Here is a 26,109-nt window from a genome sequence, read left to right as displayed (position 1 = left end):
CGCCTGACCGTCAACACCCCCTGACTCATGAGTAAGTTTCTTGTTCCGCCCGTCACTTTGACGCCTTCTCGCGCGGATGGACGTGCGTCATGTTCAAACCCCCGTCAGGTCACATTCACACCCGCCGCGTCACGTTGAGCAGGTACTCCTTCCGGTCGAGCGGGTTGAGATCGGTCCGCGGCCGGTCCGGTACCGTTCCGCGGACGACCGGCGCGTAGTGGTCGAAGGCGCACTCCAGTTCGCCCTCGCCACGCGTCAACCCCGGGAGCTGCTGCTCCAGTTCATGCACCCTTGCGACCGGGACACGGCCCTCCAGAACGCTCGTCGCGCCACGCATCTCCGTGGTCTGCGGGACGGCCCGCTGCTTCGCGAGCACCGGCAGCACGGCGCCCAGGGTGTCCGCCGGTGCCTCCAGGCGGAACCGGTGCATCGGCTCGTACACCCGCGTGCCCGCTTCCCGGAGCGCGCTCATCACCACGAGAGGCGTCAGCCCCCGGAAGTCGGCGCCGGTGCTGGACATGCTCTTGTCGAAGCCCTGGTGGGCATGGCTCTGCCGTGGCGAGTAGCCGGAATGCGTCATGGTGACCGTGCAGTCGGTGACCCGCCATCCGTGGATTCCCTGCTCCAGCGTCTGCCGCACGGTGTCCTCGACCGCCTTGAAGAACGCATAGGGCATCGCCCCGAGTTCGACCTCCAGACGGAATTCCACCCCGGAATCGACGGGCGCCGGATCGACGCGCAGTCCCACGGTCGCGAGAAAGGGATTGGGATCCTTTCCGTTGAACTCGACCGCCGTCCCGGTGCCGACCGGCCGCTCGATGCACAGCGGTGTCGTCTCACGGAAGACGACATCGATACCGAATTCCTCGGCCAGCGTCGCCTGGATGACCTCTTTCTGCACTTCGCCGTAGAGCGACACCGAGGTTTCCCTGCGCACTTCGTCCTGGCGCAGATTGATCAGCGGGTCCTGCTCGGCGAGTTGGGTGAGCACGAGGTGCAGAGCCCCTTTGTCGTGCGGACGGCAGGGGGCCACCACCGTTTCCAGCGTGGGCGGCGAGAAGAAGTGCTCGCCCGCCGACGACTTCCGCGGTACGCCGATGGTGTCGCCGATCCGGATGTCCGCGAGCCCCCAGAGTTTGCCGATCCGCCCCGCGGCGACGAACGTCTCCCGGACGGCCGAACCCCGGTCGAAGACGCTGATCGCGGTGACCTTCCCCTCCTCGCCGTCGCGGAAGGCCAGCCGGTCGCGGTTTCGCTTGACCCCGGAGAACATCCGGACGTACGCGATCTTCTCGCCCGCGGGGCCGCGCTCGACCTTGAAGACGGTGCCCGACACCGGGCCCTCGCCCTCGCCCTCGCCCTCGCTGGTGGGCAGCAACTCCTTGATGCCGCTGATCAGTTCCGCGATGCCTGCGCCCGTCATGGCCGAGCCGAAGTACACCGGGTGCACCAGGGCCTGCCCGGTCTGCCGGGCAAGGTCGGCGCGCAGCCGGTCATCGGGGACCCGGCCCTCGACGTACGCGGCCAACAGGTCGTCGTCATGCTCGGCTAGCAGGTCGAGCAGCGGCGCCCTGAGCTTGGCGTCGCCGAAGGGAACGAAGTGGGCGTCGCGCGTGCCCTGTTCGCCGACCTCGCCCATCGGGACGATCGCGGGAGTGAGCCGCGCGGAGATCCGCTCCAGTACCCGCTCGTACTGTGCTCCGGCACGGTCGATCTTGTTCACGAAGACAAGCGTGGGAATCCGCAGCCGCTGAAGCGTCCGCATCAGCACACGGGTCTGCGCCTGTACGCCCTCCACCGCCGAGACGACGAGTACGGCGCCGTCGAGCACGCTCAGCACCCGCTCCACCTCGGCGATGAAGTCCGGGTGTCCGGGTGTGTCGATCAGATTCACGGTGACGTCGTCGATCGTGAACGAGACGACGGCGGATTTGATCGTGATACCGCGCTGCCGTTCCAGCGCGAGGGAATCGGTCTGGGTGTTTCCGTCGTCGACGCTGCCGATCTCGTCGATGACCCCGACGGCGTGCAGCAGCCGCTCGGTCAGGCTTGTCTTACCGGCGTCTACGTGCGCCAGAATTCCCAGGTTGAGCATATGCACCGGGTGTCATGTCCTTTGGAGTGGGAGTCATTCCTTCCTGGGTGGACATGAACGAAGTGCGCATTGCTGCTCCTTGATCCCGGTGAACTGGTCCCGAGCAGTGCAGCAGATCGCCGTGCGCGACGGCAACGGATTAAAGCCCGGCGTCCGTGCGCTTCATCAGGAGCGTGGCGCTCCTGCCCTGGTCACGGGCGGAGTGCGACCATTCCGAGACGCCAGACGTGCACTCCGCGGCGAAGGGAGCCGGCGATGCGTGAGATCCTCCCGTCGCTCAATCGGTGGTACGCGGCGGGATCCCCGTTCGGGCTCGCCACCGTGGTCGCCGTCAGCCGCAGCGCGCCGCGCGACCCGGGCGCGGCCATGGCCGTGGGCCCCGGTGACGAAGCCGTGGGCAGCGTGTCCGGCGGCTGTGTCGAGGGCGCGGTCTTCGAGCTGGCCCAGGAGGTGGTGGCGTCCGGAGAGGCACGCCTGGAGACCTTCGGGTACAGCGACGAGGACGCGTTCGGCGTGGGACTGACCTGCGGCGGTGAGATCACGCTCCTCGTGCGCCGGGTGACCCGCGAGGACGATCCCACGTTCGGGGCAGTGGCCGAATCAGTGGCCGCGGGCCGCCCGGTGACCGTGGCGACGGTGCTCGACGGTCCGGCCTCCCGCGGGGCCACGCTCGCGGTGTGGCCGGGCGAGGTGGCCGGCTCGCTCGGGTCGACCGGCCTGGACGTGGCGGTCACGGCCGACGCCCGAGGCGAACTGGCCCAGGGGGCCACCGGGCAGCGGCACTACGGCCCGGACGGTGAGCGCCGGGAGGACGCCGTCAGCGTCTTCCTTCACTCCTTCGCTCCCCCGCCCCGCATGCTGGTCTTCGGCGCGATCGACTACGCCGCCGCCGTGGCCCGCATCGGCGTCTTCCTCGGCTACCGCGTCACGGTCTGCGACGCCCGCCCGATCTTCGCCACCCCGAAACGGTTCCCGGCGGGAGTCGAGGTCGTCGTCGACTGGCCGCACCGCTACCTCGGCGGTACTACGACGGACTCGCGCACGGTGATCTGCGTCCTCACCCATGACCCGAAGTTCGACGTGCCGCTGCTGGAGGAGGCACTGCGCCGCCCGGCCGCGTACATCGGCGCGATGGGCAGCCGGCGTACCCACGACGACCGGATGAGGCGGCTGGTGGAAGCCGGGCTCGGCGAGAGCGAGCTGTCCCGGCTGCGGTCACCGGTCGGGCTCGACCTCGGGGCCCGTACGCCCGAGGAGGTGGCCGTGTCCGTCGCCGCCGAGATCGTGGCGCTGCGCTGGGGCGGCAGCGGAGAGCCGCTCACGGCGACGGGCGGGGCGATTCATCCCCGGCCCGTCGATCCCCCACGAGGAGAAGCTCCGTAAGGGGAGCTACGACGTCAACTGCGCGGGGGCAGCTGGTGAAGACGTACGTCCGTCACCCGGCCGTCTGTCACCCGAGCCGTCATGTAGGTGCAGTGGGGCTGGCGACGGCGGTCGGTCGGGGAGCCGGGGTTGAGGAGGCGCAGGCCGGTGTCCGTGGTCGTGTCCCAGGGGATGTGGCTGTGGCCGAAGACCAGGACGTCGAGGTCGGGGAAGCGCTGGGCGCAGCGGAGTTCGCGGCCCTGGGCGGCGCCCGTCTCGTGGACGACTCCGAGGCGCAGGCCGTCCAGTTCGAGGCGGGCGATCTCGGGGAGGCGGGCGCGCAGGGCCGGGCCGTCGTTGTTGCCGTGGACGCCGACGAGCCGGCGGGAGCGGGCTTCCAGGAGGTCGAGGGTGGCGGTGTCCACCCAGTCGCCCGCGTGGATGACGACATCGGCGAGCGGAATTTCGGCGAGGAGCTGAGCGGGGAGCTCCTTGGCTCGCTTGGGGAGATGGGTGTCGGACATCAGCAGCAGACGCACGCCCTCAGGGTGTCACTCGACGAGGGGTGTCACTCCGCGAAGGGTGTCCTTCGCGAGGGAGATCGGTCCGCCGAGGGAGACCGGTTCGCCGAGAGAGACCGGTCCGCGGAGAGAGATCGGTCCGCCGAAGGAGACGGTTCGCGAGGGGATCGGTCCGCGAGCGTGTCAGTCGAGAATGATCTCGCTCCACACCTGCTTCCCGCCGCTGACCGGCACTGTCCCCCAGGCCGCCGACATCGCCTCGACGAGGAGGATGCCGCGGCCGCCGGTGGCCTCCCAGCCGATGTTGGTGGGCTTGATCGGGGTGCGCGGTGAGTTGTCGGCGACCGCGATTCTGAAGCGGTTGTTGATGAGGGTGAGGTCGAGCCTGATCTGTCCGTCGGTGTGGACGAGGGCGTTGGTGACGAGTTCGGAGACGACGAGGAGGGCGGCGTCCGCGTCGCCGCGCATGCCCCAGGCGCGCAGGGTGCGCCTGGTGAAGCGGCGGGCGTGCCGGACCGCCTCCGGGACACGCCAGACCGTCCAGCTCTCGCGGAGCGGGCGCAGCTCCATGCCGTCGTAGCGCATGAGGAGGAGGGCGACATCGTCGGCGCGGTTGGCGCCGGCGAGGAGCCGGTCGGCCACGAGTCCGAGGTGAGCGGGGTCGGAGGCGGCCAGCTCCCCGGCGAGCCGGTCAAGACCGTCCTCGATGTCGACCTCCGCGGACTCGACGAGACCGTCCGTGGTCAGGGCGACGATCGTGCCGGGCGGCAGACGCAGCGGGCTCATGGGGAAGTCGGCCTGGGTGAGGACACCGAGTGGCGGCCCGCCTTCGGACCAGGCGACCTCCGTACCGCCGTCCGGGTGGCGCAGCACCGGGGGCAGGTGCCCGGCGCGTACGAACCACGCGAAGCCCTCCTCCATGTCGACGTCGACATAGCAGCAGGTCGCGAAGAGGTCGGTCTCCAGATCCATGAGGAGCCGGTTGGCGTGCGAGACCACGACGTCCGGGGGGTGTCCTTCGACGGCGTAGGCGCGCAGGGCGGTGCGCATCTGGCCCATGAGGGTCGCGGCCGAGGCGTTGTGGCCCTGGACGTCGCCGATGACGAGGGCGACATGGTTGTCGGGCAGTGGGATCACGTCGTACCAGTCGCCGCCGACCTCCAGGCCCGAGGTGGTGGGCAGATAGCGGGCGACGGCGACCGCGCCCGGCAGCTTGGGCAGGCGGCGCGGGAGCAGGGTGCGCTGGAGCATGCCGATCAGTTCGTGTTCGGCGTCGAAGGCGTGGGCGCGCATCAGGGCCTGGCCGGTGAGGCCCGCGGCGGCGGTGAGCAGGGCGCGCTCGTCGGGGCCGAAGTCGTGCGGGGTGTCCCAGCCGATCAGGCAGGCTCCGGCGACGCGTCCGGCGGCGGGCAGCGGCAGGACGGCGAGGCCGCCGGGGCCCACGCCGGCGAGGGCGGGTTCCAGGTCGGTGCCGGCGGGCCAGATCGCGGTGCGCCCGTCGCTCAGGGCGGCGGCGAGGGTCGGCATGCCGCGTACGGGCGCGTCGGGCCACTCCGAGCGCCATTCGGCACGCCACAGTTCGGGCCAGGCCTCCGGTTCGGGCGGGTCCAGGACGGTGACGATGAGGCGGTCGCCCTCCAGCTCCGCGACGGCGATCCGGTCGGCCCGCAGGGGCTTGCGGAGGGCCGCGACCACGGCCCGGCCCACGTCGCGGACGGTGCCTGCTGTGGCCAGGGCGGCGGCGAGGCGCTGGACGCGGGCGACCTCGTTGCCCCCCGAGCGCAGTTTCGAGGCGTCGGAGACAGTGCCCACGAGCCGTCCGGGGAGGCCCTCGCCGCCGGGCAGGAGGTGTCCGCGCAGCCGCAGCCATTTCTGTTCGCCGGACGGCTGGAGGATCCGGAACTCCAGCTCGCGGTCGCCGATGGACATGTGGTCCGCCTCCACCACGGACATCAGCGAGGGCAGGTCCTCCGGAACGGTCAGCGACAGCAGTGTCTCCACCTTGCCGTCGAAGTCGGCCCGGCTCAGGCCGAAGAGCTCCAGCATCTCCTCGTCGACCTCGACGCGCCCGGTGTCCATGGCGAGGCTGAACGAGCTGGCGGGCAGTACGTCGGCGTCCGTCTCGGTGGGGGGCGGCGGGCAGACGACGGCCTCGGCGATCAGGGCCAGGCACTCCCGGTCCTCGGGGCCGAAGCCGGCGGGGTGCTCACTGACGGCGAGCAGACAGCTGTCGTCGCGCAGCGGCAGGACGGCCAGCGAGAAGTCCTGGGAGGGCAGTCGCCGGGCGTCGGCGCGCCGGTCGACCTCCTGCGGGCCGAGCCACAGCGGCCGGCCCGAGCGGTGCGCGTCGGCCACCGGGGATCCGCCGGTAACGGGGTAGCCGTCGCGCAGCCCGTAGAGCGTTCTCGGCACGCCCGCCGACTCGGCGAGACGCAGTTCCTCGCCGCCCCGGGTCGGGGAGTAGACCGCGACGACGGTCGCGCCGGTGAAAACAAGGGCTTGTTCGAGTACGCGGCGGAGCCGCTCGCGGGGTGGGAGATCGGTTGTGAGCGTCTTGAGGGCAAGTTCGGCGCGTGGCGTTCTCGTTCTGCGTCCCGCAACGTCCTCACTGACCACGTCCGTAATTACAGCGCTTCCGTGGCTCCGGCGCAGCCCCTGTGACCGTTCCGGACCTGCCGGACCTGTGACAGAGCGTGCCGCCGAGGCCTCCGGCGCCTCCCCCTCGCCGTGCGCGGGGAGCCGCCACGCGAGAGTCTTGACCTCTGGGACCTGATCACGCGGCCCTGCGAGGAGGTGGCCGACGTGTCCGACTCGCAGGGATCCGGACAGGCTCCTGCCGCTCGAACAGTGCCGGTGGGTAGCCCACTGCTGTCCCTGGCGCTGGCCTCGATGATGGACGAGGTCCACGCCCACTCCGGCGCCGTGTACCTGCTGGCGCCCGGTGAAACGGTCCTGGAGATGGCGGTGATGGCGGGGCTGCCCAGGGCCTTCGCCGCCCCGTGGGAGCGAGTCGGGCTCAGCGCGCCGATCCCGGTCGCCGAGGCGGCACGGGAGCGGGAGCTGGTCTGGGTCGGCGGCGAGGACCAGATGGCGGGCCGCTTTCCCCGGGTTGCCGTGGTGCTCCCCTACCCCTTCGCCCTGGCCGCGCTCCCGGTGGCGACCGAGCACACCGTGTACGGCGCCGTCTACGTGACCTGGCCCGGAACACATCCACCGGAACTGTCCGACCGGGAGCGCGACCAGCTCACCGCGGCCTGCGACCGGCTCGCGCTGCGCCTGGAGCGGGCCGCCGCGGCGCACCATCCGGTGCGCCCCGAGGCGGATCTGCTCGCCACGGCGGCCTCTACGCCGATGTCCGGCACGCACGGCACGGTGGAGGCGGCGCGGATGGTGGCGCGGCTGCCGTACGGACTGTGCGCGCTGGACCTGCACGGGCGCGTCAGCTTCGCCAACGCGGCGACCGCGGAGCTGCTCGGCGTTCCGGTCGGCGAGCTGCTGGGCACCCAGTTGTGGGCGTCCGTGCCCTGGCTCAACGACCCGGTCTACGAGGACCGCTACCGCGCCGCGCTGATCAGCCAGCACGTGACGTCCTTCGTGGCGCTGCGGCCACCCGGCGACTGGCTGTCGTTCCGTCTCTATCCCAGTACGAACGGGCTGAGCGTACGGATCTCGCGGGCGCGGGCGGTGTCCGAGATGCGGCGTGCCGAACCGGAGCACAGCGACGATCCCGCACCCGGGCTGGTGACCATCTCCCATGTGCTGAGCCTGGCCAGCGCGCTGACGGAGGCGGCGAGTGTGCAGGACGTGGTGCAGCTGGTCGCCGACGAGATCGCGCCCGCCGTCGGCAGTCAGACCCTGGTGGTGCTCGGCACCGGGGCCGGTCGTCTGCAGGTGCTCGGGCATCGGGGGTACCCGGACGCCGGTGTCGTGGAGCGCTTCGACGGGCTGCCGCTGGACGCGGAGACGCCGGGTGCCCAGGCGCTGAGCAGTGGGGTTCCCGCCTTTTTCGACTCCCGTGGGGAGTTGGAGCGGCTCTATCCTTCCCGGCACACGACACCGGACGGCATGGCGGCGTGGGCGTATCTGCCGCTCATCGCCTCCGGTCGTCCGGTGGGCGTCTGCGTCCTCGGCTACCCGGAGTCACATTCCTTCCCCGCGGACGAGCGTGCCGTGCTGACGAGTCTGGGCGGGCTGATCGCGCAGGCACTGGCGCGGGCCCTCCTCTACGACGCCAAGCTGCGGCTGGCGCACGGTCTGCAGGCCGCGCTGCTCCCGCACTCCCTGCCTTCGGTGCCCTCGATCGAGGCGGCCGCGCGCTATCTCCCGGCCACCCAGGGCATGGACATCGGCGGGGACTTCTACGACCTGGTGCTCTCGCAGGGCCGGGCGGCGGCTGTGATCGGTGACGTGCAGGGGCACAACGTCACGGCGGCGGGCCTGATGGGGCAGATCCGTACGGCCGTACGTGCGTACACGACCGTCGGCCAGCCACCCGAGGAGGTCATGCGGAGCACCAACCGGCTGCTGATCGACCTGGGCAGTGAGCTGTTCGCGAGCTGTCTCTATCTGCGGCTCGACCCCGCGCGCGGGGTGGCCGTCATGGCGCGGGCGGGTCATCCGCCTCCGCTGCTGCGGCGGCCGGACGGCAAGGTGCGGGTCCTCGACCTGGCCGGGGGGCCGCTGCTCGGGATCGACGCCTCGGCGACGTATCCGACGACCGAGGTCCGGTTCGCCCCGGGTTCGGTGCTCGCCCTCTATACCGACGGCCTGATCGAATCGCCGGGCGTCGACATCGAGGACGCTCTCGCCGTGCTCGGACAGCAGCTCGCCGAGAAGGGCGACCAGCCGCTCGACGTACTGGCCGACAGTCTGGTCCAGCTCGACGAGGCGGCGACGCAGGAACGGCCCGACGATGTCGCACTGCTGCTTCTGCGGGCACTCGACTGACGGCCTGCGGTCTGCCGTCTGCGGCCTGCGGTCTGCGCGCGGAGTGGCCCGGCGACCGCTCGGAACGCGGAGTGGTCCGGCCCTCCCGCCGGAGGGCCGGACCTTTCCACTGTCGGCCGGGGCCGCTGTATGCCACGGCCGGTCAGTGGCTCTGAGACACCGGGGGTGGGGGGCACCGGTGTGGGGGGATCACCGGTGTCGGGCGGTCACCGGTGTCAGGGGTTGATGTTCACGAGCCCTGAGCCGTCGTCCAGGCCGGAGCCGGAGTCGTCTGCCGATTCTCCCGACTGGTTGTCGGCGCCACCGAGTTCGTCACCGCCGGCCCCTGCCTCCTCGTCGCCGGCCGCCGGGGCGCTGGCTTCGTCGCCGGGCTCCACCGCTCCGGGATCCTCGGCGCCGGCTCCGGCGTCTCCGGCCGCGTCACCCGCGCCGAGCGTCGCGCCGACCGCTGCCAGCGCGGTGGTGACGGGCTGGAAGAAGGTCTCGCCACCGACGGTGCAGTCGCCGCTGCCGCCGGAGGTCAGGCCGATCGCGCTGCCGTCCTGGGTGAAGAGGGAGCCGCCGCTGTCGCCGGGCTCGGCGCAGACATTGGTCTGGATGAGACCGGTGACCGTGCCCTCGGGGTAGTTGACGGTGGCGTCGAGCCCCAGGACGGTGCCGTCGAAGAGACCCGTGGTGCTGCCCATCCGGAAGACCTGCTGGCCCACGGCGGCCTCGGCGGCCTGGGCGATCTCGACGGTCTGGCCGTCGCCGATGTTGACCACGCTGGCGGTCACGGTCGCCGGGTCGTCGTACTTCACGAGGGCGAAGTCGCCGTCGCCGGGGAAGGTGGCCTGGTCGACGGTGGCGATCGGGGCGCCGCCCTGCGCGTCCGACCACTCGGCGAACGCGACACCGCAGTGGCCCGCGGTGAGGAAGGCGGGGGTGCCGTCGCCCGCGGTGACGTTGAAGCCGAGGGAGCAGCGGGCACCGTCGCTGAAGATGGCGTCACCGCCGTCGACGAAGGTCTTGAACGTGCCCGCGGACTTCGTGATGGTCGCGACGCCCGAGCCGAGGCCCTCGACCGTCGACTCCAGCGTGTCCCAGTTCTCACCCGTGACGGTGGAGTCGGCGGTGACGCGGATCTCGTTGGTCTTGGGGTCGACGGACCACGCCGTGCCCGGGATCGTCGCGTCGGCCTTGAGCGTCGCGGCGGCGTTCTCGAGCGTGTCGGTGCTGTTCTGCACCTGGTTGGGGACCGCGCCGGCGGCCTGGATCTCATTGATCACATTGCTGTTGTCACCGACGACGTTGATGATGATCTGCTGGTTGGCCGCGTCGTAGTACGACCCGGCGAAGGCGTCACCCAGCTGGGAGGCGAGCTGCGAGGCCAGGTCCGAAACGTCGGCCGCCTTGAAGGTCTTGGCGTTCGCGGTCGCGTCGTCCGAGTCCGTCTGGGACGCCATGGCGTTCGGCAGGAAGAGTGCCGCCGCTCCGAGCGCCGCCACGCTGCCTGCCGCTATCGCGGCCTTGCGCTTGGGTATGCGTTTGTGACTCAACTTCTGACCTCCTGGGGACGGGGTCCGTTGCCACCGTCTTGCGGCTGAACTGGGGGGCGCCTGGATGCCTGTTGATACGCACGCGTCACATGGGGTGTTCAACTCCGTTTACACATGGCGGGAGTTAGGCAGGCCCAAAGGCGTGGATTGCGAGGCAATCAGGTCCTTCTGTGCGCCCGTCCCGGCCGACAGGCCCCTTCGGTGAGCCATCCGGCACGCTCCGCAAGCGTCCGGTCACCGGCCGTCGACAACTCTGAGCGGAATCCCGGATTCTGCGAATCTGCACATCGAATGCGCAACCAAGTCACCCCGCGCGACGGATCTCCACAGAGTGCCGGGGCGCACGGGGCCATTGGGGCGGGAGTGTCCAGTTCGGGAACCGGATGCCGACCACATGTACAGGGCGACGACGCGCGGGCTGTGAAGGACTCGCCGTCGAACGGTGCACGATCCTGCACGGATGACCGGTTCTGGAGATCAATTGCCCTGGTGGGAGCGGCGGTTGATTGGAAGCGTGCCGCTACAGCGTGCTTTGATCCATGGCACCGCGGGGGTCACGGGTCATTCAAGGCTCCCGGAAACGGGTGCCTGACGCCCGCGGTCGCGGCCGACCATCTGTCCCCAGAGGGGGGCCGCTCTCCCCCTTATGAATACGCATACGAAGGGAAGTTCCATCATGAACTCCACCCCCCAGGTTGCCACCGCCGAGATCTCGGACGCCGACCTCGACGCCGTTTCGGGCGGTCTGTCCCTGGATGCCGTCAGCACCGTCACGGGCATCGTGGACTCGGTCGCCCCGGGCGTCCTCCCGCTGGTCGGCTCGGTCGTCGGCACCGTCGAGGGCGTCACCGGCCTGAACGTCTCCGGCGTGGTCGCCGGTCTCTGATCTTCATCAGTGCCGTCGAGTCCCGGAACCGCTCCATGGTTCCGGGACTCTCGGGTGCCATAAGCCTATCGAACAGGTGAGGGAAGTCCCTTGCAGTTCCGCCAACAGGCCCTCGCCAAGCTGCAGTCGCCGGAGGAACTAGACCTTCCGGTGCGTTTCGCCCGCCCCCAGGGCTGGCTCGTCCTGTCAGTGACGGTCATCGTCATGGCGGCGGCCTCCGTCTGGGCCGTGACGGGCACCGTGGCGTCCACGGTCGACGCACCCGCCATCCTCACGCACGGGGAGGGCAGTTACGTGCTGCAGAGCCCGGTCGCCGGGCAGGTCACCGCGGTCCTCGCGGAGGAGGGCGAACGGCTCGCCGCCAACGCTCCCCTGCTCCAGGTCCGTACCGCGCAGGGCGAGACGGCCGTCGTCCGCACGGTTGCCGCCGGGCGCGTCACCGCGCTGGCCGCCACCATCGGCGCGATCATCTCGACCGGTGCGAACGTCGCGGCCGTCGAGAAGGTCGCCCACGCGAACGACCCGCTGTACGCGACGGTGTACGTCCCCGCCGAGAACGCCGCCACGATCCCCGAGGACGCCGCGGTGGACCTCACCGTCCAGTCCGTGCCGACCCAGCAGTACGGGGTGCTGCGCGGCCATGTGAAGGCAGTCGGCCGGACGGTCCAGACCCAGCAGCAGATCGCCGCCTTCCTCGGCGACAACCAGTTGGGCGAGCAGTTCACGAAGGACGGCAGGCCGGTGGCCGTGCTGGTCCGCCTCGACCCCAGGTCCAGCACGAAGAGCGGTCTCAAGTGGTCCTCGGCGGACGGTCCGCCGTTCGCACTGACCTCCATGACCCTGGCCTCGGCCTCGATCCGGCTGGCAGATCAGCGCCCCGTCGATTGGCTCCTCCCGTGACCACCACGCAGGACACCCACGGCAGACGCCGCGCCACCCCGCCCAAAAGCCCGGTCCCCAAAGGCAGGCGCAAGACCGTGCGCACCCCGACCGTGCTCCAGATGGAGGCGGTGGAGTGCGGCGCGGCCTCGCTCGCCATGGTGCTCGGCCACTACGGCCGGCACATCCCCCTCGAAGAGCTGCGCATCGCCTGCGGTGTCTCCCGCGACGGCTCCCGCGCCAGCAACCTGCTGAAGGCGGCGCGCAGTTACGGCCTGACGGCCAAGGGCATGCAGATGGACACGGCCGCGCTCGCCGAGGTGCGGGCGCCCGCGATCCTCTTCTGGGAGTTCAACCACTACGTCGTGTACGACGGCATGGGCCGCCGGTTCGGACGCCGCGGCGTGCACATCAACGACCCCGGCAAGGGCCGTCGTTTCGTGCCGATGGAGGACTTCGACACCAGCTTCACCGGCGTCGCCCTGGTCATGGAACCGGGCCCCGACTTCCACCGCGGCGGCCGCAAGCCGGGCGTCCTGGGCGCCATGCCGGCCCGGCTGCGCGGGACCTCGGGCACCATGCCCGCGGCGGTCCTCGCGAGTCTGCTGCTTGTCGTGGTCGGCGCGGCGGTGCCCGCGCTCAGCCGGACGTACATCGACAGCTATCTGATCGGCGGTCAGTCCTCGCTGCTCGGCGTGCTGTTCGCGTCGATGGGCGCCTCGGTGGCGCTGACAGTGGTGCTGACCTGGCTGCAGCAGGCGAATCTGCTGCGCGGCCGCATCATCTCCTCCACGCTCTCCAGCGCCCGCTTCCTGCGCCATCTGCTGCGGCTGCCGGTCACCTTCTTCTCCCAGCGCAGCCCGGCCGACCTGGTGCAGCGGCTCCAGTCGAACGACGCGGTGGCCGAGACCCTGTCCCGTGACCTGGCGGCGGCCGGGGTGGACGCGGTCGTGGTCGTGCTCTATGCGGTGCTCCTCTACACCTACGACCCACAGCTCACAGCCGTGGGCATCGGCGTCGCGCTGCTCAACGTGGTCGCGATGCGGGTGGTGATCCGGCTGCGCTCGACGCGCACCGCGAAGCTGCGCGCGGACAGTGCCCGGCTGACCAACACGGCATACAGCGGGCTCCAGTTGATCGAGACGATGAAGGCCACCGGCGGCGAGGACGGCTACTTCCGCAAGTGGGCCGGGCAGCACGCCACCACGCTGGAGGAGGAGCAGCGCCTCGGCGTGCCCAGCGCCTGGCTGGGCGTGGTCGCGCCGATGCTCGCGACACTCAACAGCGCGCTGATCCTGTGGATCGGCGGGATGCGGGCCATCGAGGGAGGCATCTCGGTCGGTCTGCTGGTCGCCTTCCAGTCCCTGGTGACCCGCTTCACCGCGCCGATCACCCGCCTCAACGGTGTCGCGGGCCGCATCCAGGACTTCGCGGCCGACGTCGCCCGCCTCAAGGACGTCGAGAACTTCCAGGCGGACCCGCTGTACGACCGCCCCGGCTCTGCCGACTCCACCCGCCGTCTGCACGGCCATGTCGAGCTGGAGAACATCACGTTCGGCTACAGCCCGCTCGACAAGCCCCTGCTGACCGGCTTCTCCCTCACGGTCGGGCCCGGCCAGCAGGTGGCACTGGTCGGCGGCTCGGGCAGTGGCAAGTCGACGGTGTCCCGGCTGATTTCGGGTCTGTACGCCCCGTGGGAGGGCACGATCCGCATCGACGGCCGGCGCCTGGAGGACATCCCGCGCGGCGCCCTCGCCTCCTCCGTCTCCTTCGTCGACCAGGACGTCTTCCTCTTCGAGGGGACGGTCCGCGACAACGTGGCGCTGTGGGACCCGTCCATCCCGGACGAGGCGGTCGTCGCAGCGCTGGAGGACGCGGCGCTGTACGAGGTCATCACGCGGCGGCCGGGCGGCATCCAGAGCCGGGTCGAACAGGACGGCCGGAACTTCTCCGGCGGCCAGCGTCAACGCCTTGAGATCGCAAGGGCGTTGGTGCGCAGGCCCAGCATCCTGATCCTCGACGAGGTGACCAGCGCACTGGACGCGGAGACCGAGCAGACCGTCATCGACAACCTGCGCAAACGCGGCTGCGCCTGTGTGGTGATCGCACACCGGCTCAGCACCGTGCGCGACAGCGACGAGATCGTCGTACTCCAGCACGGCACGATCGTGGAACGCGGGCGGCACGACGCCCTGGTGGCGGCCAGCGGCCCGTACGCTCAGCTGGTCAAGGAGCGATGAGATGACGACGGTCAACGAGGGAGACGTCGTCCTCGGCGCGCTCGGCGGCATGGGCGCCCCCGTCGACTGCTCCGCCCTCAACCGCCTTGATCTGGAAGGCCCGCAGGTCCTGTGGCTCGTCGCGGCGGGCGCCATGGACCTGTTCGCGGTCGACGCCGCCCAGCAGGGTCACTGGCACCACCTCGGCCGCCTCGAAGCGGGGTCGCTGCTCCTCGGCCCGGTCGCCGGCCCGCAACACACCCTGGTGGGACGGCCGTTGCGCGGTTGCGTGGTGCGCCGGATCGGGCTGCGCGAGCTGTACCAGCAGGCCGACACGCGGACCTGGTCGTACGACGCGTACGGCAACGCCCAGTACGTACCCCCGACTTCGAGTCCGCTGGAGTACGCCCTCGCACTCGGCGTGGGCCGCAGCCTCTCCATCCTCTTCCAGGCGCCGATGGCGCACGAGAACGCCGCCGCGCTCACCGACGACGACGTCTTCTGGATGCAGGTGCCGCCCGGCAGTGTGCAGTACGGCTCGCTGTACGGCGCGGAAGCGGCGGCCGACCTGTTGATGGACTCCGGTGTCTGGCAGCGCATGGTCGACCAGCAGTACCGGCTGCTCACCACACTCGACCGCTGGATCGAGCGGCTGGAGTCGCGCCACGAGGACCGTACGGCAGCGGGCATCAAGGCGGGCGAGGCCGTCCGCGCCCAGGCCGACCGGACCCTCCTTGCGTCGATCGGCAAGCAGTCGGCGAAGCGCCCGACAGCCGCCGACGCGGACGCCACATACGCGGCCTGCAAGCTGGTCGCCGACGCGGCCGGCATCACCCTCGCGGAGTCGGTCCAGAGCGGCACCGAGAGCGACCGGATCGACCCGGTCGAGCGGATCGCGATCGCCTCGCGCGTCCGTGCCCGTGCCGTACGTCTCGACGGGCACTGGTGGCACGACAACATCGGCCCGCTGGTGGGCCACCGTGCCGTCTCGGGCAGTCCGGTCGCCCTGCTGTGGCGGCGCGGCGGATATGTCGCCGTACAGCCGTCCTCGGGGCGCGAGACGCCGGTCGAGAAGGCCAACGCAGGCGAGTTCGAGGCGCAGGCCGTGATGTTCTACCGACCGCTGCCCGAACGGTCGTTGAGCCCCCTGCGGCTGATGAGGTTCTGCCTCCGGGGCACCGGCGGCGACATGCGCAACCTCGCGATCAGCGGTCTGGTGACCGTCGCGATCGGCGCGATCGTGCCGATCGCCACCGGCAAGGTGCTCGGCGAGTACGTACCCAAGGCCCAGCACAGCCTCATCGTGCAGGTCTGCCTCGCCATCATGATCACCAGCGTGGTGTCAGCGGCGTTCACGCTGCTGCAGAACCTCACCATCCTCCGGCTGGAGGGCCGTATCGAGGCAACGCTCCAACCTGCCGTCTGGGACCGGCTGTTGCGCCTGCCCACGAAGTTCTTCACCTCTCGCTCCACGGGTGAGCTGGCCAGCGCGGCCATGGGGATCAGCGCGATCCGCCGGCTGCTCGCGGGCGTCGGCCCGACCCTCGCCCAGGCGGGCACCATCGGCGCGATGAACCTGGGCCTGCTGCTCTGGTACAGCGTCCCCATGGCGCTGGCCGCGATCGGCATGCTCGTCGTCATCGCCGCCGTGTTCCTGGGACTCGGCCTGTGGCAGGTGCGCTGGCAGCGCCACCTGGTGGTGCTCAGCAACAAGCTGAACAACCAGGCCTTCCAGACCCTGCGCGGCCTGCCCAAGTTGCGGGTCGCGGCGGCCGAGAACTACGCGTACGCCGCCTGGGCGGGCGAGTTCGCGCGCAGCCGTGAGCTCCAGCAGAAGGTCGGCCGGATCAAGAACCTCACCACGGTGATGGGTGCGGTCTATCTGCCTCTCTGCTCCCTGCTGATGTTCATGCTGCTCGCGGGCCCGGCGCGCGACTCGCTGTCCGCCGCCGAGTTCCTCACTTTCAACACCTCGATGACGATGCTGCTGACCTCGGTCACCTCGATCACCGGCGCGTTCGTCTCGGCGGCGGCCGCCCTCCCGATGTTCGAGGAGATCAGGCCGGTGTTCGACGCGACGCCCGAGGTGCGCGTGGCGAGCACCCGCCCCGGAGTCCTGACCGGCGCGATCGAGGCCCGCGGGCTGTCCTTCCGCTACACCGACGACGGCCCGCTGGTCCTGGACGAGGTGTCCTTCGACGTGCGGCCGGGCGAGTTCGTGGCCATCGTCGGCCCCAGCGGCTGCGGCAAGTCCACGCTGCTACGGCTGCTCATCGGCTTCGACAAGCCGGTGTCGGGCAGCGTCCTGTACGACGGCCAGGATCTGGCGGCCCTCGACCAGTCCGCCGTACGCCGCCAGTGCGGTGTCGTGCTCCAGCACGCGCAGCCGTTCACCGGATCGATCCTGGACTGCATCTGCGGCACCGAGCCGTACACGCCCGAGGAGGCGATGGCGGCGGCGGAGATGGCGGGCCTCGCCGAGGACATCAAGCGCATGCCGATGGGCCTGCACACCATCGTCTCCGGCAGCGGCGCGGTCTCCGGCGGCCAGCGCCAGCGTCTGATGATCGCCCAGGCGCTGATACGCCGCCCCCGCATCCTCTTCTTCGACGAGGCGACCAGCGCCCTGGACAACGAGACCCAGCGCACGGTCATCGAGAGCACCCGGGCGCTCAACGCCAGCCGTGTGGTCATCGCGCACCGCCTGTCCACGGTGATGGACGCGGACCGCGTCATCGTGATGGAGGGCGGCAAGGTGGCCCAGCAGGGCCCGCCCGCGCAGCTCCTCGCGGACACGGGCGGTCGGCTGCACGAGCTGGTGCGGCGGCAGATGCGGTAAAGCGGTCAGTCGAGCCCGGGTACCGGTGCTCCGGAGGGGACCCCGGCCTCGACGTACAGGCGGTAGATCTCCTGCCAGATCGCGGTGCTCCCGGCGTGCGGTCCCTCGTGCTCCTCGCCCCGCGCATGCGCATCGAGGACGCCGAGGCACACCTCCCAGCCGGCGGCATTGCGCGCGGCGGTGTTCGCGGCCTCCAGGACGTCGGTGAGCGTCAACCGGGTGCGCTTCTCCTCCAGTGCCTCCAGGTCGAAGCGCAGTTCGTCGCCGCCCCACGCGAAGGAGAGGTGCCGGGGTGCGTCGACCGCGATGACGCGGCCCGTGGACTCCGGCATGTTCGGGTCACCGCTGAAGGTGATGGTCCCGCCGGGGCGCAGGTCGATCGCGGCGCGCGAGGGGAACCAGCGCCCCAGCTCGTGGGGGTCGGTCACGAACTGCCAGACCCGGTCGACGGGGTGGTCGTAGGTCCGGCTGAAGCGGACGGCGGGGCGGCCATCGTCGAGGGTGAGGTAGGTGCCGGTGGGGGCCTGGGACTCGGCGGACATGGTGGCTCAGTCCTTCGGTGAGGGCACTGGTGCGGCTTCGGGCACGGTCAAGGAATACCCCGTCGGCCAGGGCCCGTCCACGGCGTGACACTCCCGACGAGACCTGGGTCACTCATCGAAACGTTGCAGTTTCGATAGAAGGGGTCTAGCCTCTACGTGTACGAAACGGTTTCGTTTACCTGCACGAAACCCTTGGCGACTTCCCTGGAGTTCCCTGATGCCTCAGACAGTGACCGAAGGAGCCCGCACGGGCGCCGTGGACGCCCCGCCGGCGAATTCGTCGAAGCGGTGGTGGATCCTCGCGATCATCGGGATCGCGCAGCTCATGGTGGTCCTCGACGCCACCATCGTGAACATCGCCCTGCCGTCCGCCCAGGCGGACCTGGGCTTCACCGACGGCAACCGGCAGTGGATCGTCACCGCCTACTCGCTGGCGTTCGCCTCACTCCTCCTGCTCGGCGGACGCATCGCCGACCTCTTCGGGCGCAAGCCCGCCTTCCTCATCGGCGTCTCCGGATTCGCCGCAGCCTCCGTGCTGGGCGGCGCCTCCAACAGCTTCGGGATGCTGGTCACCGCACGCGCCCTCCAGGGCATCTTCGGCGCGCTGCTCGCACCGGCCGCGCTCTCGCTGCTGAACACGACGTTCCCCGAGGCTAAGGACCGCGCCAAGGCGTTCAGCGTGTTCGGCGCGATCGCCGGCGCCGGTGGCGCGCTGGGGCTGCTGCTCGGCGGTGTACTGACCGACGCGCTCGACTGGCGCTGGACTCTGTACGTCAACCTCGTCTTCGCGGTCATCGCCTTCGCCGGCGGCTGGGTGCTGCTGAACAACCACCGCGACGCCGCGAACTCCAAGCTCGACCTGCCGGGCACCCTGCTGGTCTCCTCCGGACTCTTCGCCCTGGTCTACGGCTTCTCCAACGCCGAGACGCACGACTGGAGTTCGCCCGCCACCTGGGGCTTCCTGGCCGCGGGCGGCGTGCTGCTGGCGGCGTTCGCCCGGTGGCAGACCCGCGCCAAGCACCCGCTGCTGCCGCTGCGCGTACTGCTCGACCGCAACCGCGCCGCCTCGTTCATCGCCGTTCTGGTCACCGGCGCGGGCATGTTCGGTGTCTTCCTCTTCCTGACCTACTACCTCCAGCTCAACCTGGGCTTCAGCCCGACCAAGACAGGCCTGTCGTTCCTGCCGATGATGGCCGCCCTGATGATCATGGCCCAGGTCTCCACCACGATCCTGGTGCCGCGCGTCGGGCCGAAGGTCGTCATCCCTGCGGGCTTCGCCATCGCCGCACTCGCCATGGCCTGGCTGACCGGCATCGGCGTCGGCTCGTCCTACACGTCCGCCGTCCTGCCGCAGTTGATCCTGATCGGCGTGGGTCTCGGCATCGTGATGCCGCCCGCGATGTCACTGGCCACCATCGGGATCGCGGCCGAGGACGCGGGAGTCGCCTCCGCGACGGTCAACACCATGCAGCAGGTGGGCGGTTCGATCGGTACGGCGTTGCTGAACACCCTGGCCGCGAGCGCCGCGACGAGCTACCTGGCCGGCAAGAACCCGGCAGACAAGCTGGTCCAGGCGCAGGCGACGATCGAGAGCTACACCACCGCCTTCTGGTGGTCGGCCGGCTTCTTCGCCGCGGGCGCGGTGATCACCTTCCTGCTCTACCGCCGCGGAAAGCTGGAGCAGGATCCGGATGCCGCACCGGTCGTCCACATGTGATCGCGTCACGACCGCACGATCACCCCTGAACCGAGGGGCCGCCGTCTGCAGGGAGACGGCGGCCCCTCATCCCTCCTTCTACGAGCCGGGCCGTCCTCTCATCCGCCTCCGGTAGCGGGCCGTGGCTGCCGCGAGGCGAGCCTGTTGCACCAGCTCGTTCTGCGGTACGGCGGGCCGGTACACCACCAGTCCCCGCTGCCGCTTCTCCAGCCTCAACTCGCCCGGCGTGGGGGCGACTTCACCGTCGTACGCGAGAGTGTCCGCGCCGGTGAGACCCTCCAGCTCGACCCAGGAGACGCGTTCGGCGCTGTAGACCCGGGAACGGCCGAGCGCGCCGGCGAGCGCGGAGACGATGACCCGGGTGCGGGCGAGCCGGTGGTCGCCGTCGATCAGGCGCAGGTCCAGGAGTCCGTCGTCCAGGCGCGGCCGGAAGGCGGGTGCGAAGCCGTCCGGGGCATAGCGGCTGTTGCCCGCGAAGAGCAGCCACAGGCGCCGGGCGCGGCCGTTGACCCGCAGCTCGATGGGGGTCGCGGTGCGCAGGACCCGGGTGAGGGCGACGGCGGCGGCCGGCCATTTGCCCCACCGCTCCTCCAAGCGCTCGCGGATCCGGACGAGTTCGGGGTAGAGGCCGATGCTGAAGGTGTTGAGGAACCGCACCTCGTGCCCGGCCGCCGGACGCGCCACGCCGATGTCCACGGCCACCGCCTCGCCCCGGGCGACCGCCACGGCGGTGTCCTCGAAGTCGGGTACGCCCACGTCCTGCGCGAAGTGGTTGAGGGTGCCGCCGGGGAACACCGCCAGCGCGAGCCCCCGTTCGGCCGCCGCGCGCGCCGCCGCGTTGACGCTGCCGTCGCCCCCGCACACGCCCAGTGCGCCGCCCGCCGCCGCGGCGCGCTCCACCGCTTCGGCGAGCAGCTCGGCGAAGTCGTCGTCCGGGGCGCGTTCGATCAGCTCGGCCTCCGGCAGCAGTCCGCGCAGCCGTTCGGCGGGCGGCAGTCCCGTCGTGGGTGCGCCGGCGCCGGCGCGGCTGTTGACGACGACGACCAGTCCCCGGCCCGCGGGCAGCGCGGGCGCGTCGGCCTCGGGCCGCTCCCGCTCGGGTCGTGCGGGGTGCGGCGGCCACCAGCGGCAGGTCAGTGCGGCGGCTCCGGCACCGATCGCGATCCCGGCCAGCACGTCTCCTGGGTAGTGCACGCCGACGTAGACCCGCGAGAAGGCGACCGAGGCGGCGAAGGGGGCGACCAGAGCCCCGTATCCGGTGGATTCCAGGGCGACTCCGGTGGCGAAGGCCGCGGCCGACGCGGAGTGTCCGGAGGGGAAGGACGTGGTGTGCGGCTGACGCCGGAGGTGCCGGATCGACGGCACGTGGTCCAGTACCGGACGGGGGCGGCGGGCGCTCCACTTGACGACCGTGTTGACGGTCAGCGAGGCGAGGAGGAGCGAGCCGGTACCGCGCACGGCCGCCCGCCGGGCGGTACGGCCGCCGACGAACACGAGGACCGCTGCCGCGCCGAACCACAGCCGCCCGTGGTCGGCGGCGCGGCTGAGCCGCCGCAGCGCCGGATCCGCGGCCGGGAACCGAGAGCCGGCCACCCGCCGGAACAGCCGCAGATCCAGTTCGCCGAGTGTGCCCATGGCCCCACTCCTACCGGGAGCGGATGCCGATCGGCATCCGCTGCACCTCCAACCGGAGCAGCACCCGCACGCCCGTAGGCGGCTAACGGGCCGCCAGGCCGGGGCGGGACTTGCACAGGAACGCCGGGGGCCGGCCGACAGCCCCACTCTGTCCGGCCGACCCCCGGTACGAGATCGCGCGGCCCTCGCGACGAGGCCCGCCTTCCCCATTATCGGGCTCCCGTTCGACGCCCACGGGGACCGCGCGATCCCGGTCTGTCAGAACGTGAAGACGTTCATCCCGTAGGAGTTCTTCACGCACTCGTTGGCGAAGGTGCGCTCGTACGCGACCCGCTTGCCCTGCCACACACCGTCGACGGTGACGACGACGGGGTCGAACTCCTTCGTACACATCACGCCGGCTCTGACGGACAGGGCGTCGAAGTCGCCGCCCGTCTCGCGGAGTTCGGCGCAGGCCCGCGAGGCGTCGGGGTGGGTGCCGGAGGCCGTCGGGGCGCAGTTCAGCGTGACGGCGCGCTCCGCGGTGACGGTGGCGGCGCTGTGACCGTGGCCCATGCTGAGGACGAGGGCAGAGGGGGCGTAGAGCGCGGACGGGCCGGGGCCCGGGGCGGCGAGGGCGGTTCCACCCAGTGGCCCGCAGACGGCGGTGGCCGTCAGGGTGAGAGTCGCTGCCCAACGCGCGGTGGTCGGCATTGTGTGCATCCTTCCGCTCGGTTGAATGCGAGACCGGCACGGTTGTGCCGGTTCGGCGAGCGCGAGTCTGCCGAGTCCGGACAGGAAACACACATCCGACCCACTGGTTTCAGTAACTTTGAGTATTGAATCAGTGGCGCGAAGTCACAGGATTCGAACGTAGCAGCCCGGAAGCCAGCGCTTACTGATCGTCTTGAGCGCCTCGTTGGCCGGATTCCCCCGGCTCAGCAATAGGCCGGAAACATTCCGCTTCAGCTGACGGCGGACCCCCGCACATCCCCTTGCGCATCCTCAATCCGCGAGTAATCGTCATTACATGATTACAACGGAGCAACACGAGAAGCTGCGCGGCTGGTTCACCGGCCGGCTGCCCGACGATCTCTTCGAGAGCCTGACGGAGGTGACCGTCGACCGCGAGGAGATCACCGTCGTCGGCCGCATCCCCGAGCCCCGGGTCACCGAAGGCGCCTCCGACGCCGAGAAGGAGGCGGCCCTCCAGTCCCGTATCCAGGAATTCCGGGAGCGCACCCGCGAGCAGCGGATCGAGGTGGCGCGCGAGGCCGAGCACCGTTTCCGCAAGAAGGTCTCGTGGGGGGCCGAGTGCGGGGGCGAGCGCGCCCTGTTCACCCACATCGCCGCGCCGGTCATGACCCGGCTGCGGCAGCCCGAGCGCCAGGTCCTCGACACCCTCATCGCCGCCGGTGTGGCCCGCAGCCGCAGCGACGCCCTCGCCTGGTGCGTACGCCTGGTGCAGCGGCACACCGACGACTGGCTCACGGAGCTGCGGGACTCGCTGGAGCACGTACAGCGGGTCCGGGCCCAGGGACCCGACGCCGAGCCCCAGGACGCCCCGGCCCCCGCCGACGAGGAGTGACCCCGTCACCCCCGCCCCACGCGCCGTGGAGCAATCGTCCAGCCAGGGCGCGAAAGATGGATGATCCGTCCTCTGGTGCCGCTACGGCGCGCCGCCGTAGCGTCGGCAGACCCCATGAGGACGGCATCCGCCCACGCCGCACACCCCAGCGGCGCCGACCTGCCGTCCCTCTCTCCGCGCCACCACGCGCTCCACCGCCCGTACGGGTACAGGCAGCACTTCGCTGGAGCACTCTTGTCCGACAACTCCCCGACCACCGCTCCCCCGTCGCTCACCGAGGTCGAGACATACGGCGTCGAGCGCATCCCCGACGCGGACCGCACCGCGTCACCACTCGACCTGTTCCGGGTCGCCTTCGGCGGTGCGAACACCTTCTCCACCTGCGTCCTCGGGGCCTTCCCCATTCTCTTCGGCCTCTCCTTCTGGCAGGGGCTCGCCGCGACCCTCCTCGGCGTGGTCGTCGGCGCGCTGATCCTGTGTCCGATGGCGGTCTTCGGCCCGGTCAACGGCACGAACAACGCGGTCGCGTCCTCCGCGCACCTGGGCGTGCACGGCCGCATCGTCGGCTCGTTCCTCTCCCTCCTCACGGCGATCGCCTTCTTCTCGATCTCGGTGTGGAGCTCCGGAGACGCCCTGGTCGGCGGCGCACACCGGCTCTTCGGTCTGCCGCGCGGCGATCTGTCGTACGTCGTCGCGTACGCGCTGTTCGGCGCGCTGGTCCTCGCGGTCTGCGTGTACGGCTTCCGGTTCATGCTGTTCGTCAACAAGATCGCGGTGTCCTCGGCGACCGTCCTGTTCCTGCTCGGCGCGATCGCCTTCGCCGGTGACTTCGACCCGTCGTACGCCGGTACCTTCACCGACTCCGCCGATGTGGCGACGCAGGCACTGTTCTGGCCCTCCTTCATCGGCTCGGCGCTGATCGTCCTGTCGAACCCGGTCTCCTTCGGCGCGTTCCTCGGCGACTGGTCGCGCTACATTCCGGCCGACGCGCCGCACCGCAAGGTGATCGGCGCGGCGTTCCTCTCCCAGATCGCGACCTTGCTGCCGTTCGTCTTCGGCCTGGCGACCGCCAGCATCATCGCGACGAAGGCTCCGGAGTACGTCGATCCGGCGGCCCCCGACTTCGTGGGCGGGCTGTTGGCCATCTCACCGAGCTGGTTCTTCCTGCCGGTGTGTCTGCTCGCGCTGATCGGCGGCATGTCGACGGGCACGACGTCCTTGTACGGCACCGGGCTCGACTTCTCCTCGGTCTTCCCCCGGCTGTCACGGGTGCAGGCGACGGTCCTGGTCGGCGTGGTGTCGATCGCGTTCATCTTCGTCGGGCGGTTCGGGTTCGACCTGGTGCAGTCGATCTCGACCTTCGCCACGATGATCATCACGTGCACCACGCCGTGGATGGTCGTGATGATCCTGGGCTTCTACACCCGGCGCGGCTGGTACGACCCTGATGCCCTCCAGGTCTTCAACCGCCGTCAGCGCGGAGGCCGTTACTGGTTCTCGCACGGGTGGAACTGGCGCGGGCTGACGGCCTGGTGGGTGTCCGCGGTGATCGGTGTCCTGTTCACCAACATCCCCGGGCAGTTCGTCGGCCCACTCGGCGACCTGGCCGACGGCGTCGACATCAGCCTCCCGCTGTCCCTCGCCTCAGCCGCGGTCCTCTTCCTCTCCCTGCTGCGGATCTTCCCCGAACCCCGGGCCGTCTACGGGCCCGAGGGCGCCCGCCTGGCCCGCACGGCCGACATCCCCGTCCCGGCGATCACGGGCCCCGGAGCAGAGCCCACCGACAACGCCGGACCTGTACTCGTCTCGGAGCGCCGCTGAGCGGAGGGGACTTTCGCCCCCTCCGCCCCTACCCTTCCCGTCACTTGGGGGCTCCGCCCCCAAACCCCCCGCTCCTCAAACGCCGGAGGGGCTGAATCTTTCCCCGGCCGGGGCTAGAGATCTTTTAGCCCGTCCGGCGTTTGAGGACGAGCGCGTTCAGCGCGACAGCGGGGGCCTGGGGGCGGCAGCCCCCAGAAACGGGACGGGCAGGGGCGGAGGGGGCGAAGAAAACCACCCCAGCCCCGCGATCGCCCAGCACAGTGGACGGATCTTGCCGCAGTCGCAAGGATCGACCCCGTACGGCGCGAACTCAGGGACGAGAGACGGGGACGCACGGATGGCGAAGCACTGGGCCGACTTCCAGTACGAGATCTATCTCAACGGGATGACAGGCGCCGTACCACGGCTGCCCACCGATCTGACCCGCCTGGAAGAGCTCACCGAGCAGCGACTGGGCCCCGGCCCGGTCGGCTACGTGGCGGGCAGCGCGGGCAACGGCAGCACCGCCCGAGCCAACCGCGCCGCCCTCGACCGCCGCCGAATCGTGCCCCGGATGCTCCGCGACGTACACGAACGCGACCTGTCGGTCGAGCTGTTGGGGCGACCACTCCCCGCACCACTCGCCCTCGCGCCCGTCGGCGTGCTGTCGATCATGCACCCCGACGCGGAGTCCGCAGCCGCAAGGGCCGCCGCGGCGCAGGGCGTCCCGTACATCCTGTCCTCGGCCTCCAGCACGCCCATGGAGCAGGTCGCGGAGGTGATGGGTGACGCGGAGCGCTGGTTCCAGCTGTACTGGGCGAAGGACCGCGAGGTCACCCGGAGCTTCCTGGAGCGGGCGAAGGCGGCCGGGTTCACCGCGCTGTTCGTCACCCTCGACACTCCCATGCTGGCCTGGCGGCCTCGCGATCTCGACCGGGCGTACCTGCCGTTCCTGCACGGCGTGGGCACCGCCAACTACTTCACCGACCCGGCGTTCCAGGCGGGCCTGGCGAAGCCGGTGCACGAGGACCCGAACGCCGCCGTGATGCACTTCGTGGGCATGTTCGCGGACCCGGGCAAGACATGGCCGGACCTGGAGTTCCTGCGGGAGAATTGGGACGGGCCGATCGTCCTCAAGGGCATCCTGCACCCGGACGACGCCCGCCGTGCGGCCAGTGCCGGGATGGACGGCGTGGTCGTCTCCAACCACGGCGGCCGTCAGGTGGCGGGCGCCGTCGCGGCGGCGGACGCGCTGCCCCGGGTCGTGGAGGCGGCGGGCGACCGGCTGACCGTCCTCTTCGACAGCGGGATCCGCACCGGAGACGACATCTTCAAGGCGCTCGCCCTCGGCGCACAGGGCGTCCTCGTCGGACGTCCGTACGCGTACGGGCTCGGCCTCGACGGGCAAGCGGGCGTCGAACACGTCATCCGCTGCCTGCTCGCCGAGTTCGACCTCACACTGGCCCTGTCGGGCCACGCCCGCCCCACCGACATCGGCCCCGACGACCTGATCGAGGAATCCGCGTGACATGAACCCCCGCGCGAGGTCCGAAGCCCCGCAC

17 protein-coding genes are annotated in these 26,109 nt (G+C 70.7%); 10 read left to right on the top strand and 7 right to left on the bottom strand.

What is annotated here, in order from left to right; genetic code table 11:
• Positions 1-115: 115 nt before the first annotated feature.
• Complete coding sequence (locus ACFVKT_RS03710) at positions 116-2,101, bottom strand: GTP-binding protein (RefSeq protein ID WP_385727153.1); 1,986 nt, start codon at positions 2,099-2,101, stop codon at positions 116-118.
• Between the two features lie 249 nt (positions 2,102-2,350).
• On the opposite strand from ACFVKT_RS03710, the gene ACFVKT_RS03705 reads away from it, so the two are divergent.
• Positions 2,351-3,478, top strand: coding sequence for an XdhC family protein (locus tag ACFVKT_RS03705; protein WP_385727152.1), 1,128 nt, complete (start codon positions 2,351-2,353; stop codon positions 3,476-3,478).
• A 14-nt stretch (positions 3,479-3,492) separates the two neighbouring features.
• Here ACFVKT_RS03705 and ACFVKT_RS03700 read toward each other — a convergent pair whose 3' ends face one another.
• Complete coding sequence (locus ACFVKT_RS03700) at positions 3,493-3,996, bottom strand: metallophosphoesterase family protein (RefSeq protein WP_385727150.1); 504 nt, start codon at positions 3,994-3,996, stop codon at positions 3,493-3,495.
• A 165-nt stretch (positions 3,997-4,161) separates the two neighbouring features.
• Positions 4,162-6,594 carry a SpoIIE family protein phosphatase gene (locus ACFVKT_RS03695; protein WP_385727148.1) on the bottom strand — a complete coding sequence of 811 codons (2,433 nt, stop codon included), beginning with the start codon at positions 6,592-6,594 and terminating at the stop codon, positions 4,162-4,164.
• 177 nt (positions 6,595-6,771) lie between these two features.
• Between ACFVKT_RS03695 and ACFVKT_RS03690 the strand changes: the two genes are divergently transcribed.
• The gene (locus tag ACFVKT_RS03690) at positions 6,772-8,925 is read left to right on the top strand and encodes a SpoIIE family protein phosphatase (protein ID WP_385727146.1); all 2,154 of its coding nucleotides are present in this window, start codon (positions 6,772-6,774) and stop codon (positions 8,923-8,925) included.
• A 215-nt stretch (positions 8,926-9,140) separates the two neighbouring features.
• Here the strand turns inward: ACFVKT_RS03690 and ACFVKT_RS03685 are convergent, their stop codons facing one another.
• On the bottom strand, positions 9,141-10,463 hold the full coding sequence (locus ACFVKT_RS03685) for a S1 family peptidase (protein WP_385727144.1): 1,323 nt from the start codon (positions 10,461-10,463) through the stop codon (positions 9,141-9,143).
• 676 nt (positions 10,464-11,139) lie between these two features.
• On the opposite strand from ACFVKT_RS03685, the gene ACFVKT_RS03680 reads away from it, so the two are divergent.
• The 4 genes from ACFVKT_RS03680 (at position 11,140) to ACFVKT_RS03665 (ending at position 17,286) form a co-directional block, all read left to right on the top strand.
• Complete coding sequence (locus ACFVKT_RS03680; protein WP_385727143.1) at positions 11,140-11,349, top strand: type A2 lantipeptide; 210 nt, start codon at positions 11,140-11,142, stop codon at positions 11,347-11,349.
• A gap of 90 nt (positions 11,350-11,439) precedes the next feature.
• A complete protein-coding gene (locus tag ACFVKT_RS03675; RefSeq protein WP_385727141.1) occupies positions 11,440-12,249 on the top strand; it encodes a DUF2118 domain-containing protein in 810 nt (269 codons plus the stop codon).
• A complete protein-coding gene (locus ACFVKT_RS03670; RefSeq protein ID WP_385727139.1) occupies positions 12,246-14,468 on the top strand; it encodes an NHLP family bacteriocin export ABC transporter peptidase/permease/ATPase subunit in 2,223 nt (740 codons plus the stop codon). Before ACFVKT_RS03675 ends, ACFVKT_RS03670 begins: the two co-directional genes overlap by 4 nt.
• 1 nt (position 14,469) lies before the next feature.
• Complete coding sequence (locus ACFVKT_RS03665) at positions 14,470-17,286, top strand: NHLP bacteriocin export ABC transporter permease/ATPase subunit (RefSeq protein ID WP_385727137.1); 2,817 nt, start codon at positions 14,470-14,472, stop codon at positions 17,284-17,286.
• A gap of 5 nt (positions 17,287-17,291) precedes the next feature.
• Here the strand turns inward: ACFVKT_RS03665 and ACFVKT_RS03660 are convergent, their stop codons facing one another.
• Positions 17,292-17,828, bottom strand: coding sequence for an SRPBCC family protein (locus ACFVKT_RS03660; protein ID WP_385727135.1), 537 nt, complete (start codon positions 17,826-17,828; stop codon positions 17,292-17,294).
• A 217-nt stretch (positions 17,829-18,045) separates the two neighbouring features.
• On the opposite strand from ACFVKT_RS03660, the gene ACFVKT_RS03655 reads away from it, so the two are divergent.
• On the top strand, positions 18,046-19,545 hold the full coding sequence (locus tag ACFVKT_RS03655) for an MFS transporter (protein WP_385727133.1): 1,500 nt from the start codon (positions 18,046-18,048) through the stop codon (positions 19,543-19,545).
• 78 nt (positions 19,546-19,623) lie between these two features.
• Here the strand turns inward: ACFVKT_RS03655 and ACFVKT_RS03650 are convergent, their stop codons facing one another.
• Positions 19,624-21,180, bottom strand: coding sequence for a bifunctional phosphatase PAP2/diacylglycerol kinase family protein (locus ACFVKT_RS03650; protein WP_385727131.1), 1,557 nt, complete (start codon positions 21,178-21,180; stop codon positions 19,624-19,626).
• A gap of 258 nt (positions 21,181-21,438) precedes the next feature.
• A complete protein-coding gene (locus ACFVKT_RS03645; protein ID WP_385727129.1) occupies positions 21,439-21,873 on the bottom strand; it encodes a protease inhibitor in 435 nt (144 codons plus the stop codon).
• Between the two features lie 316 nt (positions 21,874-22,189).
• Here ACFVKT_RS03645 and ACFVKT_RS03640 point away from each other — a divergent pair, with 316 nt between their 5' ends.
• From ACFVKT_RS03640 to ACFVKT_RS03630, 3 genes are all read left to right on the top strand, one after another.
• The gene (locus ACFVKT_RS03640) at positions 22,190-22,747 is read left to right on the top strand and encodes a hypothetical protein (protein WP_385727127.1); all 558 of its coding nucleotides are present in this window, start codon (positions 22,190-22,192) and stop codon (positions 22,745-22,747) included.
• 234 nt (positions 22,748-22,981) lie between these two features.
• Positions 22,982-24,568, top strand: a complete 1,587-nt coding sequence (locus ACFVKT_RS03635; RefSeq protein ID WP_385727125.1) for a purine-cytosine permease family protein — start codon at positions 22,982-22,984, stop codon at positions 24,566-24,568.
• 337 nt (positions 24,569-24,905) lie between these two features.
• Entirely contained in the window at positions 24,906-26,075 is a 1,170-nt protein-coding gene (locus ACFVKT_RS03630; protein WP_385727123.1) for a lactate 2-monooxygenase, read from the top strand.
• Positions 26,076-26,109 lie beyond the last annotated feature (34 nt).

This window comes from Streptomyces sp. NPDC127595 (assembly GCF_042671685.1).
GTDB lineage: Bacteria > Actinomycetota > Actinomycetes > Streptomycetales > Streptomycetaceae > Streptomyces.
Note: the sequence above shows the minus strand (reverse complement) of the source record. Positions and strands in the feature narration are given on the sequence as shown.